12 protein-coding genes and 1 pseudogene are annotated in these 14,583 nt (G+C 37.5%); 8 read left to right on the top strand and 5 right to left on the bottom strand.

Features of this window, described 5'->3' with window-relative positions:
- Window positions 1–21: 21 nt before the first annotated feature.
- Window positions 22–528 (bottom strand): RNA polymerase subunit sigma, encoded by a 507-nt coding sequence (locus CNR22_09490; protein ID PBQ31992.1) that lies wholly within the window; start codon window positions 526–528, stop codon window positions 22–24.
- A gap of 180 nt (window positions 529–708) precedes the next feature.
- Here CNR22_09490 and lysS point away from each other — a divergent pair, with 180 nt between their 5' ends.
- Together lysS and CNR22_09480 are read left to right on the top strand one after the other, a co-directional pair.
- The gene (gene lysS, locus CNR22_09485; protein ID PBQ31991.1) at window positions 709–2,253 is read left to right on the top strand and encodes a lysine--tRNA ligase; all 1,545 of its coding nucleotides are present in this window, start codon (window positions 709–711) and stop codon (window positions 2,251–2,253) included.
- Between the two features lie 182 nt (window positions 2,254–2,435).
- Window positions 2,436–2,948, top strand: a complete 513-nt coding sequence (locus CNR22_09480; GenBank protein ID PBQ31990.1) for a hypothetical protein — start codon at window positions 2,436–2,438, stop codon at window positions 2,946–2,948.
- Between the two features lie 2 nt (window positions 2,949–2,950).
- On the opposite strand, the gene CNR22_09475 is transcribed toward CNR22_09480, so the two are convergent.
- Complete coding sequence (locus CNR22_09475; GenBank protein PBQ31989.1) at window positions 2,951–4,138, bottom strand: hypothetical protein; 1,188 nt, start codon at window positions 4,136–4,138, stop codon at window positions 2,951–2,953.
- Window positions 4,139–4,423: 285 nt separating this feature from the next.
- Window positions 4,424–4,780 (bottom strand): annotated as a pseudogene (locus CNR22_09470) (hypothetical protein).
- An 85-nt stretch (window positions 4,781–4,865) separates the two neighbouring features.
- Between CNR22_09470 and CNR22_09465 the strand changes: the two are divergent.
- From CNR22_09465 to CNR22_09440, 6 genes are all read left to right on the top strand, one after another.
- Window positions 4,866–6,044 (top strand): hypothetical protein, encoded by a 1,179-nt coding sequence (locus CNR22_09465; protein PBQ31988.1) that lies wholly within the window; start codon window positions 4,866–4,868, stop codon window positions 6,042–6,044.
- Between the two features lie 167 nt (window positions 6,045–6,211).
- Window positions 6,212–7,516 carry an X-Pro aminopeptidase gene (locus CNR22_09460; protein ID PBQ31987.1) on the top strand — a complete coding sequence of 435 codons (1,305 nt, stop codon included), beginning with the start codon at window positions 6,212–6,214 and terminating at the stop codon, window positions 7,514–7,516.
- Between the two features lie 81 nt (window positions 7,517–7,597).
- Window positions 7,598–8,530 (top strand): hypothetical protein, encoded by a 933-nt coding sequence (locus CNR22_09455; protein ID PBQ31986.1) that lies wholly within the window; start codon window positions 7,598–7,600, stop codon window positions 8,528–8,530.
- 18 nt (window positions 8,531–8,548) lie between these two features.
- Entirely contained in the window at window positions 8,549–9,472 is a 924-nt protein-coding gene (locus tag CNR22_09450; protein ID PBQ31985.1) for a hypothetical protein, read from the top strand.
- Window positions 9,459–10,379 carry a hypothetical protein gene (locus CNR22_09445; protein ID PBQ31984.1) on the top strand — a complete coding sequence of 307 codons (921 nt, stop codon included), beginning with the start codon at window positions 9,459–9,461 and terminating at the stop codon, window positions 10,377–10,379. The genes CNR22_09450 and CNR22_09445 overlap by 14 nt, the downstream gene beginning before the upstream one ends.
- Window positions 10,373–11,272, top strand: a complete 900-nt coding sequence (locus CNR22_09440; protein ID PBQ31983.1) for a hypothetical protein — start codon at window positions 10,373–10,375, stop codon at window positions 11,270–11,272. The genes CNR22_09445 and CNR22_09440 overlap by 7 nt, the downstream gene beginning before the upstream one ends.
- Window positions 11,273–11,342: 70 nt before the next feature.
- Here CNR22_09440 and CNR22_09435 read toward each other — a convergent pair whose 3' ends face one another.
- Window positions 11,343–13,484: a S9 family peptidase gene (locus CNR22_09435; protein ID PBQ31982.1), complete on the bottom strand. Its 2,142-nt coding sequence runs from the start codon at window positions 13,482–13,484 to the stop codon at window positions 11,343–11,345.
- An 83-nt stretch (window positions 13,485–13,567) separates the two neighbouring features.
- Window positions 13,568–14,581 carry a hypothetical protein gene (locus CNR22_09430; GenBank protein ID PBQ31981.1) on the bottom strand — a complete coding sequence of 338 codons (1,014 nt, stop codon included), beginning with the start codon at window positions 14,579–14,581 and terminating at the stop codon, window positions 13,568–13,570.
- Between the last annotated feature and the right edge of the window lie 2 nt (window positions 14,582–14,583).

The following is a 14,583-nucleotide window of genomic DNA, read 5'->3' as shown; positions in this document are numbered from 1 at the left end:
ATTTTTTTGGTAATAAAATTGTCAGGAGTTTCTCTGGCTAATTGCAGTCATAAGAATTTTCCTTGCAATAAAAATCCGGCTCTTGATTGTACCCAGAGGTAAGGACATTTCTTTTGCAATCTCTTCGTATTTATAACCCGTATAGTATCTTGCAAAAGGAACCTTATAATCATCATCCAGGTTTTCGATTTGACGGATAATATCTTTTGCGTGAATGCGGCTTTCGCAATGATCGTAACTATTCTGTTTAAAGGCGCGGTTCATAGCTATATCGTCGCCCTTGCTTATGAGTTGTTTTGTTTTTGTGTTGCGACGGTAAGCATTTATGAAAGTGTTTTTCATAATTGTAAACAACCAGGCTTTCAAATTGGTGCTTTCTTCAAATTTACTTCTGTAAGTTATTGCTTTCACATAGGTGTCCTGCAGAAGATCTAAGGCATCATCAATGTTATGGGTAAGACTAAGAGCAAAGTTTTTAAGCGAACTTTTTTCCTGAACTATTCTTGTATTAAATTCAACCGCTGTCATTTAGAAATATATTGCGCTACAAAAATATAGTTTTGTTTAATCATTTGCTAATAACATTAAACAAAATGTATAATAACTTGATAATCAGTTGCTTGTTATGTATAAAAGAAGCTATTTTAGCCTGTTATAACAGTTTATCGCGGATAAAAACGTATTTTCGCAAACAAAATTTTAGATAGAATGTCCATTCAATTAAGCGAACAAGAGGTATTAAGAAGACAAAAATTAAGCGAATTAACCGCTATGGGTATCGATGCGTATCCTGCAGAAGAATTTAAAGTAAATGCAAATGCTTTAGATATAAAGGAAAATTACGAACGCGATAAATTAAATTACAAAGATATTTCTATTGCGGGCCGTTTAATGAGTGTGCGTGATATGGGCAAGGCAAGCTTTGCTGTGATCCAGGATGCAACCGGCCGTGTTCAGTTGTATGTGCGTAAAGATGATATTTGTCCTGGAGAAGATAAATCCTTATACGATATTGTTTGGAAAAAACTTATTGATTTTGGTGACATTATTGGGGTACAGGGGTACGTATTTACTACTAAAACGGGAGAAATTTCTATTCACGTAACTTCTTTAAAATTATTAAGTAAATCGTTGAAGCCATTACCTGTTGTAAAAACAGACGATAGTGGGAACTCTTTTGATGAGGTAAGTGACCCTGAATTCAGATTCCGTCAGCGTTACGTGGATTTAATTATCAATCCACAAGTGCGCGATACTTTTAAAAAACGCACACAGCTTGTAAATTCTATCCGTCAAAGTTTAAACAATGCGGGCATGCTGGAAGTTGAAACTCCTATCCTGCAGAGTATTCCCGGTGGTGCAACGGCTCGCCCGTTTATTACACATCACAACGCTTTAAATATGCCACTTTATTTGCGTATTGCCAATGAGCTTTACCTAAAACGTCTTATCGTTGGTGGATTTGAGGGTGTATTTGAATTTGCAAAAGATTTCAGAAATGAAGGAATGGACCGTACACATAATCCTGAATTCACTATTCTCGAATTTTATGTAGCTTACAAAGACTATAACTGGATGATGAGCTTCACTGAAAAATTACTTGAGAAAGTTGCTATGGATCTTTATGGCACTACAGAGGTAACGGTTGGCGACAAGCAGATTGATTTTAAAGCGCCATTTAAACGCGTAACCATGTACGAGTCTATTAAAGAATTTACCGGATTCGAAATCGGAGCATTGGATGAAGATGGCCTTCGCGATGTTTGTAAAAAACTAAATATCCACACCGAAACCAGCATGGGTAAAGGGAAATTGGTAGATGAAATTTTTAGTGCGAAATGTGAAGGAAATTATATCCAACCAACTTTTATTACTGATTATCCTGTAGAGATGAGTCCGCTGACAAAAAAACACAGAACTATTGAAGGTTTGGTTGAGCGTTTCGAGTTAATGGTAAATGGCAAAGAAATTGCAAATGCATACAGTGAGTTAAATGATCCGATTGATCAGCGTGCACGTTTTGAAGAGCAGGTTAAATTAATGGAACGGGGTGATGATGAAGCGATGTTTATCGACCATGATTTTTTAAGGGCGCTTGAATACGGTATGCCGCCTACAGCGGGCATCGGCATTGGAATCGACCGTCTGACTATGCTTTTTACAAATAACGTAAACATACAGGAGGTTTTATTTTTTCCTCAAATGCGACCTGAGGTTGTAACCTCTGCTGAAGCTGCTGAGACTGGTAAATAATGATCTCATTGTTTTGTATTGAACACATTTAATGGAAAGAAAAAGCCCGCAAAATTACCCACAGTCTAAGGCTAAAAAGTATCTTGCGGGTTTTTCTATTTATTTAAAAGCACCGGCAATTTTATAACTATATTTACCTTGAAATTTAAACAGTGCGCGCATTCTCTCAAATAACCTATTCTATGATGATTCTGCTGCTTTTTGCAGTGGGATGCAACCAGGAGAAGAAAGAGGCGCCAGTTGTCAAACCTCGTGTTTTTCCTGGTTTTCACATTTTGCTGGATGAAATTATCCGCTCCCCGGATGGTGTTTTTAGAGGGGTTAAACTAAATACAAGTCCCACGCTCATAAAACAAATCGAACAAGTTCCTCCAACCGAAGAATCTGAAGGCCATTTGTATTATGAATTTAAGGCCGATAGCACTACTGATTATTCTATCGATTATGCTTTTAGTAAAGATAGTCTGGAAGAAATAAATGTTCAGATTACTACCAATGATTTGGAGTTAAGTTCTTATTTATTTTGTGACTTTAAAGATTATTATGCGAACAAGCTGCCGAATCCTACTGAGGACAAAGGCTACGTAGTATATAATTGTTTTGAAGGAAAACGAAAGCCTTTTGTAGTAACCTTAAGTGATAACTCAAGTCCAAGTAAAGGCATTATTAACATGGTAATTTACAAAGATAAATAGGTCTAATTTTTGACCAGTTTTTTTGTTTCTACCAGCTCGTTTCCAGAATAGAATTTCAAAAAATAAATTCCAGTTGTAAAATTACTGAGGTCAAGCTCCGATTGGGAGGCCAGATCTAATTTACCTAGAGTTCTTCCAAAAATATCGTAAATGCTACACGCCAGGTTGCCAAAGGCGTTCGACGGAAGGGAGAGGGTTATTTTTCCATTTGTAGGATTTGGATACACAGTAAAAAGGGATTGTTCTGTATCTTTTTTAATGCCAAGCGGCACATCCGTTTTCCATGTTTCTGTAACACGCAAACCACCGGCAATGCCGCAGGTATAAAATAAATCGTTGCCATAAGCCCAGCTCATTCCTCCCTTGCGGCCTGCAGCAGGAAGGTCGGGCCCCTGCAACCAGCTTGTTGTTGTTTCATTAAAATACCAGATATCCTTATAGAAATTTTCCAGCGAATCAATACCACCAAATACAGTGAGCTTTCCATGCGCTACATTTAAAGAAGCATAATTTCTCCCCCTTGCGCCGGGGAAATCCATGATTTTTGTCCAGCTATCGGTTGAGGGAGTGTACTTATAAAATTCTTTACGTAAAGCGCCTCCACTATCTCTACCAAAAATAAGGTAGCCTGTGTTATTAAGAACGGTGGCACTTGCACGCCATCTTCCGGAAAACGGATAATCATTTTTTTGTACCCATGTATCTGTGCTTTTTGTGTATTCCCATACTTCTGCGCTGGATTTGTCGTTTTGAAATTTTCCCCCACTAATAATTACTTTGTCACCAAAATTCATACAAGCTGCCCCGCTTATGCCCAAGCCTGGTTTCGCCGTCACAAGGCTCCAGCTGTTTGAGGCCACGTCATATTTAAACATGTCTTTATTAGCGCCTCCGTTTGCAATTCCACCAAAAACGTAATAACACCCATCACCTGCAAAAGCACAGGAATACTGGCGGTTAGAATTATCAGGCATTGCTTTTCCATAACTCCATGTGTATGTATTCAAATCCATTACCCAAAAGTCGAGAGTGAGTGCCCATTCCACCAATCCCGTTCCTACATAAGCTTTGTTACCAACTACAACAGCAACTCCGTCGTCGCGTTTTAAGCCAGGATAATCATCAATTGGAAGCCAGACCTGTGCCGAAAGAAATTGAAAACATAGAAGAAGTGTAAAAAGAAACTTCATAATTGGGTTTTTTGTACAACGAACGAAAGAAATCTTTAGTATAAAAAAAAGCCATCCTTTGAAGATGGCTTTTCTAATAGTATTTGAAAGCTTAAATTAAGCTGTACCTGTTTTACGAACGCCGGTTGTTTTCTTAACACCAACACTTGTTTTAGCTTTAGAAGAATCTTTAGTTGCTGTTTTTTTCACTTTTGCCTTTTCTTCAGCTTTTACCGCAGCAGTTTTAGGTGCTTTTTCTTCCCCTTCTTTTGCTTCTTCTTTTTCTTTTAAGCTACCTGTGCTTTGAAGGCCGTTATACCAGGTTAAAAGTTTACGCATATTACTTACATACACGCGATCTTTATCATAATCAGGAAGAACCTCAGAGAAATATTTTTCGATAGCTTTATCGTCGGCTTTGTTATCAATAGCGGGACCACCTTTTTCTTTTTCAAAAACAGAAGTCATAATTTCTTCAATAGGTTTATCATCACCTGTTGTAAACATGCTGATATCAGATAATGTAGAAACTTTTGTAGAAGCATAAACGTTTAAACGTTTTTTGTCTGTAAGCCCTTCCACGATAATACCATTCTTGCTTTGAGCAACAATTTTATATAAGCCCGGTTGGCCTGAAATAGAGATAATTCCTGTTAAATCAATCATAATTTATTTTTATTCTTAAGTAAGCAAAGATAAGTTTTTAATTTAAACAGCTTTAAAAAAAGCCGCTTTTTTTAGTAAATTTATAAAATTGACATCCGCACCCGATATAGAGCTAAATCCCAGTGAATTAGATGTGTTTTACAGTACCTATTTCAGGTATTACAATACGCTGGAAAAGGTTTACCGACAAAGGTTTGTAGAGCGTTGTCTGATGTTTATTTCAGAAAAGGTAATCAGTGGCGCTGATGATTTTAAGCCAGATAACCGTGTAAAAGCTTTGGTTGCGGCGAGTGCTGTACAACTCACTTTGGGCCTCGAAGTATGGCAGCTAAATTATTTCGAAGAAATACAATTGCACCCTTCTAATTTTGATAACGCTAAAGGAGATTTAAAATTCAACGGCGAAACAAATTTGCAAGGCTATATTAAATTGAGTTGGAAAAGTTTTATCCGCGGTTATGAGATAAACGATGACAACATGAATCTGGGCCTGCACGAATTTTCGCATGCACTGAGATTTAACAGTATTAAAGGTCATGAGCAGGATTATTTTGTAGACAATTATTTTAATAAGTGGATTGCCTGCGCCAGTGATGCTTTTAACGATATCCGCAATAAAAAGGAGACAATTTTCAGAAGTTATGGGGGAACAAATATCAACGAATTTTTGAGTGTCTGCATCGAACACTATTTTGAATCACCAGAAGAAATAAAAGAAAATTACCCAACTCTGTATTACGCTACCGGAATTCTTTTAAATCAATCTTTGAAAGCAACCAAAACACAAATAGGCATTCGCAAAGAATTTTTTGCTGCACAAAATGCTTTTTTACCAGGCTTCCATAAACTGGAAACAAAAACAAGTTTTTTTAAACACTGGAGTTCTAAACTCTGGGGTTTTGTTGTTGCTGTGCTTGTATACAATATGGTGGGCGGAAAAATTGTGGATCCCATAACGCTTGCTCTCTTCGTGATGGCTGTCATTATTTACACCTGGTTCGATTACAACGCGGCCAACATCACATTTGATTTAAAAACTATTGTATTTAAAAGAGGATTTATCTTTTTTAAAAACCGAAAAACGTGGACTATTCCCGTTTCGCAGTTTGTTAGTTTTCGTATTTCGGGTGAAGAGTGGATCATAACTTATTACAAAGATTCAGACGATTTTTTTCACGAAGAAACAATCTATCCCCCGAATGGGGTTAATGAAACTTTTTTAACGGACTGCAAACAAAATAAAATTGCTGTTCTCCGTTAAGTCAATTTGTTTTCAGGGCTTAAATAAGTAATTTAGTATTCTTCTAAATTATAAGATTTTCAAAAAACCAATAAATTTTCAGTATGAAATAACCATGTTTGCCAAAACACAAAACAAACGACTAAACTGGTTAAATTATATGACATTTAAAACAATAATTAAAACATATGAAATACCAGGCCATCGACAATAGTTTATTCAGAGAAAATAGAAATAAATTCAAAAATCATTTGAAGCCAAATTCGCTGGCTGTTTTTGTAAGCAACGATATTATGCCTACAAATGCCGATGGCAGCATGGGTTTCAGACAGAATGCGGATTTATTTTATCTGACAGGAATTGATCAGGAAGATACGATTCTTGTTATTTTTCCAGACGTAAAAGATGGTAAACACAAAGAAATTTTATTTGTAAAAGAAACCAGTGAACTTATTGCCATCTGGGAAGGTGCTAAACTAAATAAAACGCAGGCAACAGAAGTAAGCGGAATAGAGCATATATATTGGCATCATGAATTTGAAAAAATCATGAAAGCTTTTTTTATACAGGCCGAAAATATTTATCTGAATAGTAATGAGCACACACGCCGGTATATCGATGCAGAAACAGCGCAAGACCGCTTTAATAAAACAATCATTGCAAAATATCCCTTGCATAAAATTGAACGCAGCGCGCCAATCATGCACCGCATACGTGCTATCAAAAGCACGCAGGAAATTGACTTGATTCAACAAGCTTGTGACATTACAGAAAAAGGATTTCGCAGATTATTAGGTTTTATTAAGCCTGGGGTTTGGGAATATGAAATTGAAGCGGAATTAATTCATGAGTTTGTGCGTAACCGCTCTCAGGGTTTTGCGTACGGACCCATTGTAGCTAGTGGTAAGAACGCATGTGTTCTTCACTATGTAGAAAATAACCAACAATGTAAAGACGGAGACGTAATATTATTGGACGTAGCTGCTGAGTATGCAAATTACGCAAGTGATTTAACCCGTTCTATTCCGGTAAACGGAAAATACACAAAACGTCAGAAGGAAGTTTACAATGCAGTTTTGCGTGTTCACAAAGCAGCAACCAAATTGTTGGTGCCTGGACAAACCTTTGATAAATACAACAAAGAAGTAGGTGAGTTGATGACGGAAGAATTGTTGCAGTTGAATTTATTAAAAACAGAAGACGTAAAAGAACAAAATGCGAATTGGCCAGCATACAAAAAATATTTTATGCATGGTACCAGTCATTTTTTAGGATTAGATGTGCACGATGTTGGATTCTTCCAGGAGCCGATCCAGGCAGGCATGGTGTTTACGGTGGAGCCGGGCATTTACATTCAGGAAGAAGGTTTAGGTATTCGTATAGAAAATAATTTCCTTGTTACTACAAACGGCCAGCTGGATCTCATGAAAAATATTCCAGTTGAAGCAGATGAGATTGAAGAATTAATGAGTAAGACAAAAGCTATGGCTTAGCACTGCCGCCCCAGTAGTGTTAAAGAATTAGGATCTTTAAGTTTTTTGAGTAATTTTAAAGTACTCAAAAAACTCCTTGCCATGAAAAATCTGGTTTTATTGCTTGCAACGGCTTGCATGTATTTTGCAAACGCTCAGGATCCTTATTATTTAAACACAAATCAGTCTCTCGTATCTTTGAACCCATCTTTTGCTGGATGCAATGGAGGTGTGCGTAACCAATTATCCTATAGGCATCAATGGCCCAATTTATCCACTAATTTCGTCACCTATCAGAACACTTTCGACGCTTATATCAAACCTTTGAAAGCAGGCGTGGCAGTCTCTTTGTTATCGGACGATGCAGCCCACGGCACTTTAAAGAGTTCATTATTTTCTATTAGCTATGCGCAGTATTTGAATTTTAAGGACGGAGATTTAAAAGTCATTCCCTCTGTTCAGCTGGGCTACGGTCATAAGAGTCTTGACAGAGGCAATTTAAATTTCGGTGACATGATTGATCCCCGTTATGGGAAGAACTGGACAAATTTCGCTATCATCCCGGCTCAAAACAAATCCTATCTGAATATAAGCGCGGGAATGCTCGTTAATTATAAGAAGAATTTGTATGCAGGCGTTTCTGTTTTTAATTTAAACCAACCTGACATCGGTTTGATGGGATCAAATAAGTTGCCATTCCGTTTTGCCAGCTACATTTCTTATAATTTTCATCTTTCTGAACAAGTTAATTTGCAGGCCTTCTGCAGGGGTAATTATCAGAATAACTTTTTCTATGGTCAGTCTGGCGTGAATGCTATATTTAAAAATCATTTTATTGTTGGAGCGGCCTGTCTCGGTGATAAAGGAGCTGCTGTAAACCTGGGCTTCAGAGCTCGTTTTTTTACAGTTCAAGCGGGCTACGATGCTACGATCTATAAAGACGGAATGGGTATGGGTTCCTGGGAAGGTCATCTGTCATTTAGTTTTCCAAGCAAAGAACAATTTAAATCCGGCAGCAATTTCGAAAATTATTAATCTTTAAAAATTGCAGCTATGAAAAAACAATCAATATACTTGTTAGCCTTTTTGTGTGGCTCATTTATCGGTTTGTCACAAGATCAGATATTCTTAAACCCGAATCAATCCTTACTTTACACAAATCCCTCTTTTGCTGGAAGTAATGGTTCCCTGAGAAATCAAACTTTGTACACGAGTCTGCAACCTGGCAGTTCTTCCGACGACGTAACCTATTACAATGGGCTAGACGGGTACGTAAAAAGGCTTCATGGCGGCATTGCGATCTCCGGCATGGTAAACGATCTTTATCATGGAATGTTTCGTACATCAGCGCTAAATCTTATTTACGCACCCATTTTTGCATGTAAGGAAAGTGGACTGAAAATTATTCCGTCTATACAAATAAGAGCTTTTCAAAAACAAGTGGATGTTGAGAGATTAACTCTTGGAAATTCTTACATTCTGTGGAATCCCAATGGAAGCGCACCTGTATCTAAAAAAAATAATATTGACGGGAGTGCTGCTTTGTTGGTTAATTATAAAAATGTATTCATTGGAGGAACAGTTTACCATATCAATGAACCAGACCAGGGAGTTCTTGGATCAGAAAAGCTTCCACGTCGTTACACGTTTAATGTATCGTACGCAATTCCTTTAAATCAAAAAACACTTATCCAATTTTCTGGTTTGGCTTCTACTCAGCTCGGATATAATAGTTTACAACTTACCGCAAATGCTGTGTTTCTTAAACATGTTACTACAGGATTCGGTTACGCTTTTGATGATGCAGCATTTTTTAATCTTGGATACCGTAATAACTATTTTAGTGTTAGCGCAGGATATATTATTTATTATAGCAAGCTTGCCGCAAATCCGTCAAACGCTTTGCAAGTAGCTCTGGGTTTAAGTCTTAACAGAAAACAAGCAGGCGAGGTTCCTGTAAGTTTTGAAAAATGGTGATTTTATGAGGAAGTTTTTAAAATCTATAGTGTTAGGATGTTTTAGTCTGATGGCTGCATTCAGCTACGCACAAGCGCCATCCAACGTGCACTATCAGTCTTTATTGGATTTGAACCCCTCCTTTGCAGGAAGTAACGGGTTGATTCGCAATCAGTCTTCAATACGCGTTCCAGCTTCTGATGCCTTAACATATTTGGATGTTACTAATAATTTTGACACCTATCTATCTTCGATAAAAAGTGGTATAGGGCTAGGTGTTAACTATTCTACTTACAACAGTACCAACCGAACGGTATCAGGGAGTCTAGCCTATGCGAAATATTTTAACATCAAAGAGCACTTGAAGATCATTCCCTCAGTTCAGGCTGAATATACATCGAAAGAAATATTCCTTGGCAGGTACCAGGGCAGTGTATTTGCAGTGAATGGTTCACCGTGGATCCGTGTGGAGTATTTTGCACTGCATGCCGGATTGCTCGTGAATTATAAAAATCTCTATGCCGGATTAAGTGTTTTTAACCTGAATACACCTGACGCAGGCTTTTTTAGCACGGAACGCATACCAGTGGCTAAGAATTGGCACCTCTCATACAATCTTAATCTCAGAGATAATTTACATGTGAATTTTTTCGGACAACTCATCCAAACGCCCGGATATACTTTGGCAAAGGGTTCTATAAATATTTTATGCTTCAAACATTTAATATATGGTGTTTCACATGAAAGATCCAACTCCGGTATGAACGTGGGATTTCGGTCAGACTATTTTATAGTACAAGGAAGTTATCAAAGGGATCTTAGCAGATTGACTCCTGATGAATTTAATGGCACCTGGCAAGTGTTACTTAGCTTTAATTTAAGAAATAAGGAAAAGCGCCAGAGTATCACGGATTTTGAAAAATGGTAAATCAGAAAATTATGAAAAAGATCATTGTAGTAATGTTCAGCCTCGTTTTGGTAAAAAATGGCTTAGCGCAAACCACTTCAAATATCCCTTATCAGGCCCTCTTAAACGTTAACCCTTCATTCGCCGGAACTAATGGCGGGGTCAGAAATCAAGCTTTTGCTGAACTTCCATCGAAAGGTGGTTATAGAATGTATAATTTTAGCAATGCTTTTGATTGTTATTTACCTTCTCTGAAAAGCGGAATAGGGCTCTTGTATAATTATCAGAGTATGGGTGATGTATTAAGAATTCAAAATGCAACTTTAATTTATTCCCGCCATTTTAAAGTAGGTGAAAAATTAAAAATTGTCCCTTCTTTACAGGGTGGAGTATTGCGCAGAGAAATAAATTATACCTGGATGTATAGTCCTCAAAGAGGTTGGCAAAGCGAACAAAATTATGCGATTGGATACGGTGTATTAGTGAACTATAAAAATTTTTATGCTGGGTTTAACTCTTCCAGTATTGATTACCTGCCGGCTACCGGGGCTAACTCAAGCAGGTTTTTTTATTTTAAACATAGTTTTCACGCGTCGTACAATCTTAACTTAACCGAAAACTTTCATGTTAATTTTTCCGGACAGTTGTCATCGGAGCCCGCCCGATCCAATGCTTTAATTTCGGCTAATTTTTTGGTTTACAAACATTTTATTATGGGAGCGACACGCGCTTCCGACGTTGTAGGCTACAATGCGGGTGTGAGAACAGATTTGTTTACTGCACAGGTAAGTTATAAGAGTTATATTAGCTCTTTAATGCCGGATAACACTTTAGATTATTGGCAACTGATGCTTAGCTTTAACATGAGGAATAAAGACCTGCGCCATGCAGTTACGAATTTCGAAGCCTGGTAATTCCCTCTTTAACCCTGGAAAAGTTGTCCTGATTTAACCTGACAAAATTTTCCGAAGTGTGTTGAAAGGCCTAGAGATTATCTATAAAATAATTACAGATCTTTTCCATCAAATGCGCGCGGTCTTTTCCAAGCACATTGTGCATGTGTCCGGGATAAACATAATAATCCAATTGCACGCCTTTGTCTACGGCTTTCTTTTGGTACATAATGCTATGTTGCCAAACAACTACATCATCTTGTGCTCCGTGAATCATTAAGAGTTTTCCTTTTAATTTATCTACATGATTTAATAGATTATTCTTATCATACCCTTCTTTATTTTCCTGCGGAGAATCCATATAACGTTCTCCGTACATAATTTCATAGTAGCTCCAGTCTATTACCGGACCGCCAGCAGCAGCTACTTTAAACACTCCTGCGTGACTTGTCATTAAGGAAGTAGTCATAAAACCTCCGTAGCTCCAGCCATGCACGCCTAAACGGTTAGCGTCAACATACGGCAATGATTTTAAATATTCCACACCTTTTAACTGGTCTTCCATTTCTTTAGTTCCTACTTGTCTGTGAATAGCCTGCTCAAATGCTTTCCCGCGGTAGGAAGTTCCTCTGCCATCTAAAGTAAAAACGATAAATCCTTTTTCTGCCATGTATTGGTACCATACTTCTCCGCCGGCCATCCAGGTGTTAGTGACCATTTGCGAATGCGGACCGTTATAGAGATATACAAGCACCGGATATTTTTTAGTACTGTCAAAATCTACCGGTTTAAACATGCGGCAATACAAGTCAGTTCCTTCGCTATTTTTAATCGTGAACAAATTCCATTTGCCCGTTTTATAATCCTTTAAAGGATTTTCAGCTTTGTAGATCGTAGAGGATTTTCCGTTTGGCTGAATGATCCTGTATTCACGTGGTGTGTAGCAGGACGTAAAGTTGTCGATAAAAAAATCTCCTTTTTTGCTTAAAGCAACAGTGTGAAAACCGTTATCTTTGGTTAAGCGAGTCATTTTTCCGGATTTTAAATTCACAGAATAAAAATCCTGGTTCACCGGACTTTGTTCGTTAGCATGAAAAAATAAATTTTCTCCTTTTTCATCGAAACCATTTTCAGTTTTTACTTCCCAGTTGCCTTTGGTGAGTTGCTTTACAAGACTTCCATCCACGTTATATAAGTAAAAATGATTGAACCCATCTTTGCGGCTTTGCCAGATAAATTGTTTTGGATTGTTTTTTACAAAGAGCATTGGATTGGAAGGCTCGGTATATTTTTCGTCTTTTTCTTCGAATAATGTTTTGATGAAAGCTCCCGTAGCGGCATCGTATTCGTTTAGCTTGTAGTGATTTTGTTCGCGGTTTAGAACAGCGATGTAAATTTTCTTTTCATCGGGGCTCCAGGAAACATTCGTCAGGTACTGTTCTTTTGGACCTTCTGTTTTAATCAAGGTGCTTTTTTTAGACTTTAAATCGTAAACAAACAATGTTACATAATGACTTTTGTTACCAGCCATTGGATATTTGATATTTACGTTTTTGGCCGGATAACTTGTCCAGTCGATTACAGGATAATCCGTTACATCGCTTTGATCCATTCTGTAATAAGCTAAAAAATTTCCGTTCGGACTCCAGTAGGTACCCTTGTGTATGCCGAACTCATCGCGGTGCACACTTTTTCCGTTTACTATTTCGTAAGAGCCATCTTTGGTAACTTGTGTAGACTCGCCATTGACGTAAACGTAAACGTTATTATTTGCTACGTGTGCAAAAATTTCTCCTTCTTTATACTCATCCAGATTTTCCAAAGCAGCATCTGACTGTTTGCGTTCCGATTTTGAAATGGATTTTTTATCGATAGTATAAAGTGATTCTCCTTTTTTATGTTTGAAATAAAATTCGTTTTCGTTTTTCCATTTTAAACCTTCGTAGCCCGAAACAGTGTCCATGCCACCCGCAGCCAAAGCCTTATTAAAGGCTACTGTCGACATGGATGAAATTATTTTTCCATCCTGGCCGTTTAGAATTATTAGTTCGTTTTTATCGATGTAGGCAATCTTTTTAGAATCGGAAATAAATCCAAGATTAGATAAACGTTTTGGCGCAAGACTTGTGCGTCCTTTTAAAACAGCTTCCTGAATGGTTAAAGTTTTGTCTTGTGCAAAAGCAGTAAGCGCCGATACTACGACAAGCGCGGAGGTATAAATAAATTTTTTCATAACTAATAATGAGCCTTAAAAATATCAAAAAAAGCTGGCTTTTCAGGAACTCTTTTGGGGGGATATTAAAGAAATGGGGGGGGTCAATTCTCATCAAACTCCAATAAAGTCCCATTGCTAATGAGCGCTCCATCATTGTATAGACTTAGCGTAACACCCTCCCAGGTTTTGGTGACAATTTGTTCTTTGTTAGCGAGACTGTAATTGAATGGAATTTTATTAGCGAGAATGTTTTTTAGAAGTTCTTTCTTCCATTTGTCTTTGCTTTCTTCTATAAAACTTTGAACGCTTTTTCCGAAGGTTGCCGGCGGCACTTTGCTATAGAGAGCCGCCAGAGCGGTTTGAATGCTCAGATCATTTTGAGAATTTGCCTCTTGCAAAATGTAAGTTTTAATAGTGATAACAGAGTTGTTTTTTGAATACAGAGCGCAAAGTGCATCTTCAATATAATTTTCGGATGTAAAACGCAGAGCATTTTTAGCAAGATTGGCAGTAACGATGGTGTCTTGTTTTACTGCGGCACTCAAACATAAATAGTGATTCAGGATATCGGGATTTTTTGCCTGTAATATAACTTCATAATTACTATACTGTTGCAAAGCTTTGGCAGTGGCTTCTGAATTTAAAAGAGTAGAAAGTAGCAAAGCATTGGAGGCCACAATTGGATCGCTTTTCCAGTTTGAATCTAGCAAAGCAAGAAGTTCTGCGGGATCGTATTTTAATTCACGCAAACTTAAGCGGGTTTTTTGCCAGGTAAGAACTTCGCCCGAAAAAAAATTAAAATAGGTTTGTTTTGGAGGAAGATAATTGACACCCACAAAAGCAAAACCCAATTGTTTCTGCATCAAATAAAAGAGCTGCACTTTTTCTTTCGCGCTGAATTGTTTGTCCAGCATTATTTTTTTAAGCAGACCATTAAAAAACGCATCATCAAAATAAGACGATTTCTCAGCTTGTGTTATAAGGTCTCTCAGCGATTTGTGAATCTCGACTTGTGAATAGGTTGTTTCGAGCGTAAGTTTATTTATGTTCCTGCCCTGCGAAAAAGCTCGCGTGAAAAAAGTAATTACCAGGAAGCAAAAATAGATTTTTTTCATCG

This window comes from Sphingobacteriaceae bacterium, from assembly GCA_002319075.1.
Lineage (GTDB): Bacteria > Bacteroidota > Bacteroidia > B-17B0 > Aurantibacillaceae > Aurantibacillus.
Note: the sequence above shows the minus strand (reverse complement) of the source record. Positions and strands in the feature narration are given on the sequence as shown.

Coding starts and splice junctions, on each gene's coding strand:
- CNR22_09490 (PBQ31992.1), bottom strand. CDS start 528: ATGACAGCGGTTGAATTTAATACAAGAATAGTTCAGGAAAAAAGTTCG.
- lysS (PBQ31991.1), top strand. CDS start 709: ATGTCCATTCAATTAAGCGAACAAGAGGTATTAAGAAGACAAAAATTA.
- CNR22_09480 (PBQ31990.1), top strand. CDS start 2,436: ATGATGATTCTGCTGCTTTTTGCAGTGGGATGCAACCAGGAGAAGAAA.
- CNR22_09475 (PBQ31989.1), bottom strand. CDS start 4,138: ATGAAGTTTCTTTTTACACTTCTTCTATGTTTTCAATTTCTTTCGGCA.
- CNR22_09460 (PBQ31987.1), top strand. CDS start 6,212: ATGAAATACCAGGCCATCGACAATAGTTTATTCAGAGAAAATAGAAAT.
- CNR22_09455 (PBQ31986.1), top strand. CDS start 7,598: ATGAAAAATCTGGTTTTATTGCTTGCAACGGCTTGCATGTATTTTGCA.
- CNR22_09450 (PBQ31985.1), top strand. CDS start 8,549: ATGAAAAAACAATCAATATACTTGTTAGCCTTTTTGTGTGGCTCATTT.
- CNR22_09440 (PBQ31983.1), top strand. CDS start 10,373: ATGGTAAATCAGAAAATTATGAAAAAGATCATTGTAGTAATGTTCAGC.
- CNR22_09435 (PBQ31982.1), bottom strand. CDS start 13,484: ATGAAAAAATTTATTTATACCTCCGCGCTTGTCGTAGTATCGGCGCTT.
- CNR22_09430 (PBQ31981.1), bottom strand. CDS start 14,581: ATGAAAAAAATCTATTTTTGCTTCCTGGTAATTACTTTTTTCACGCGA.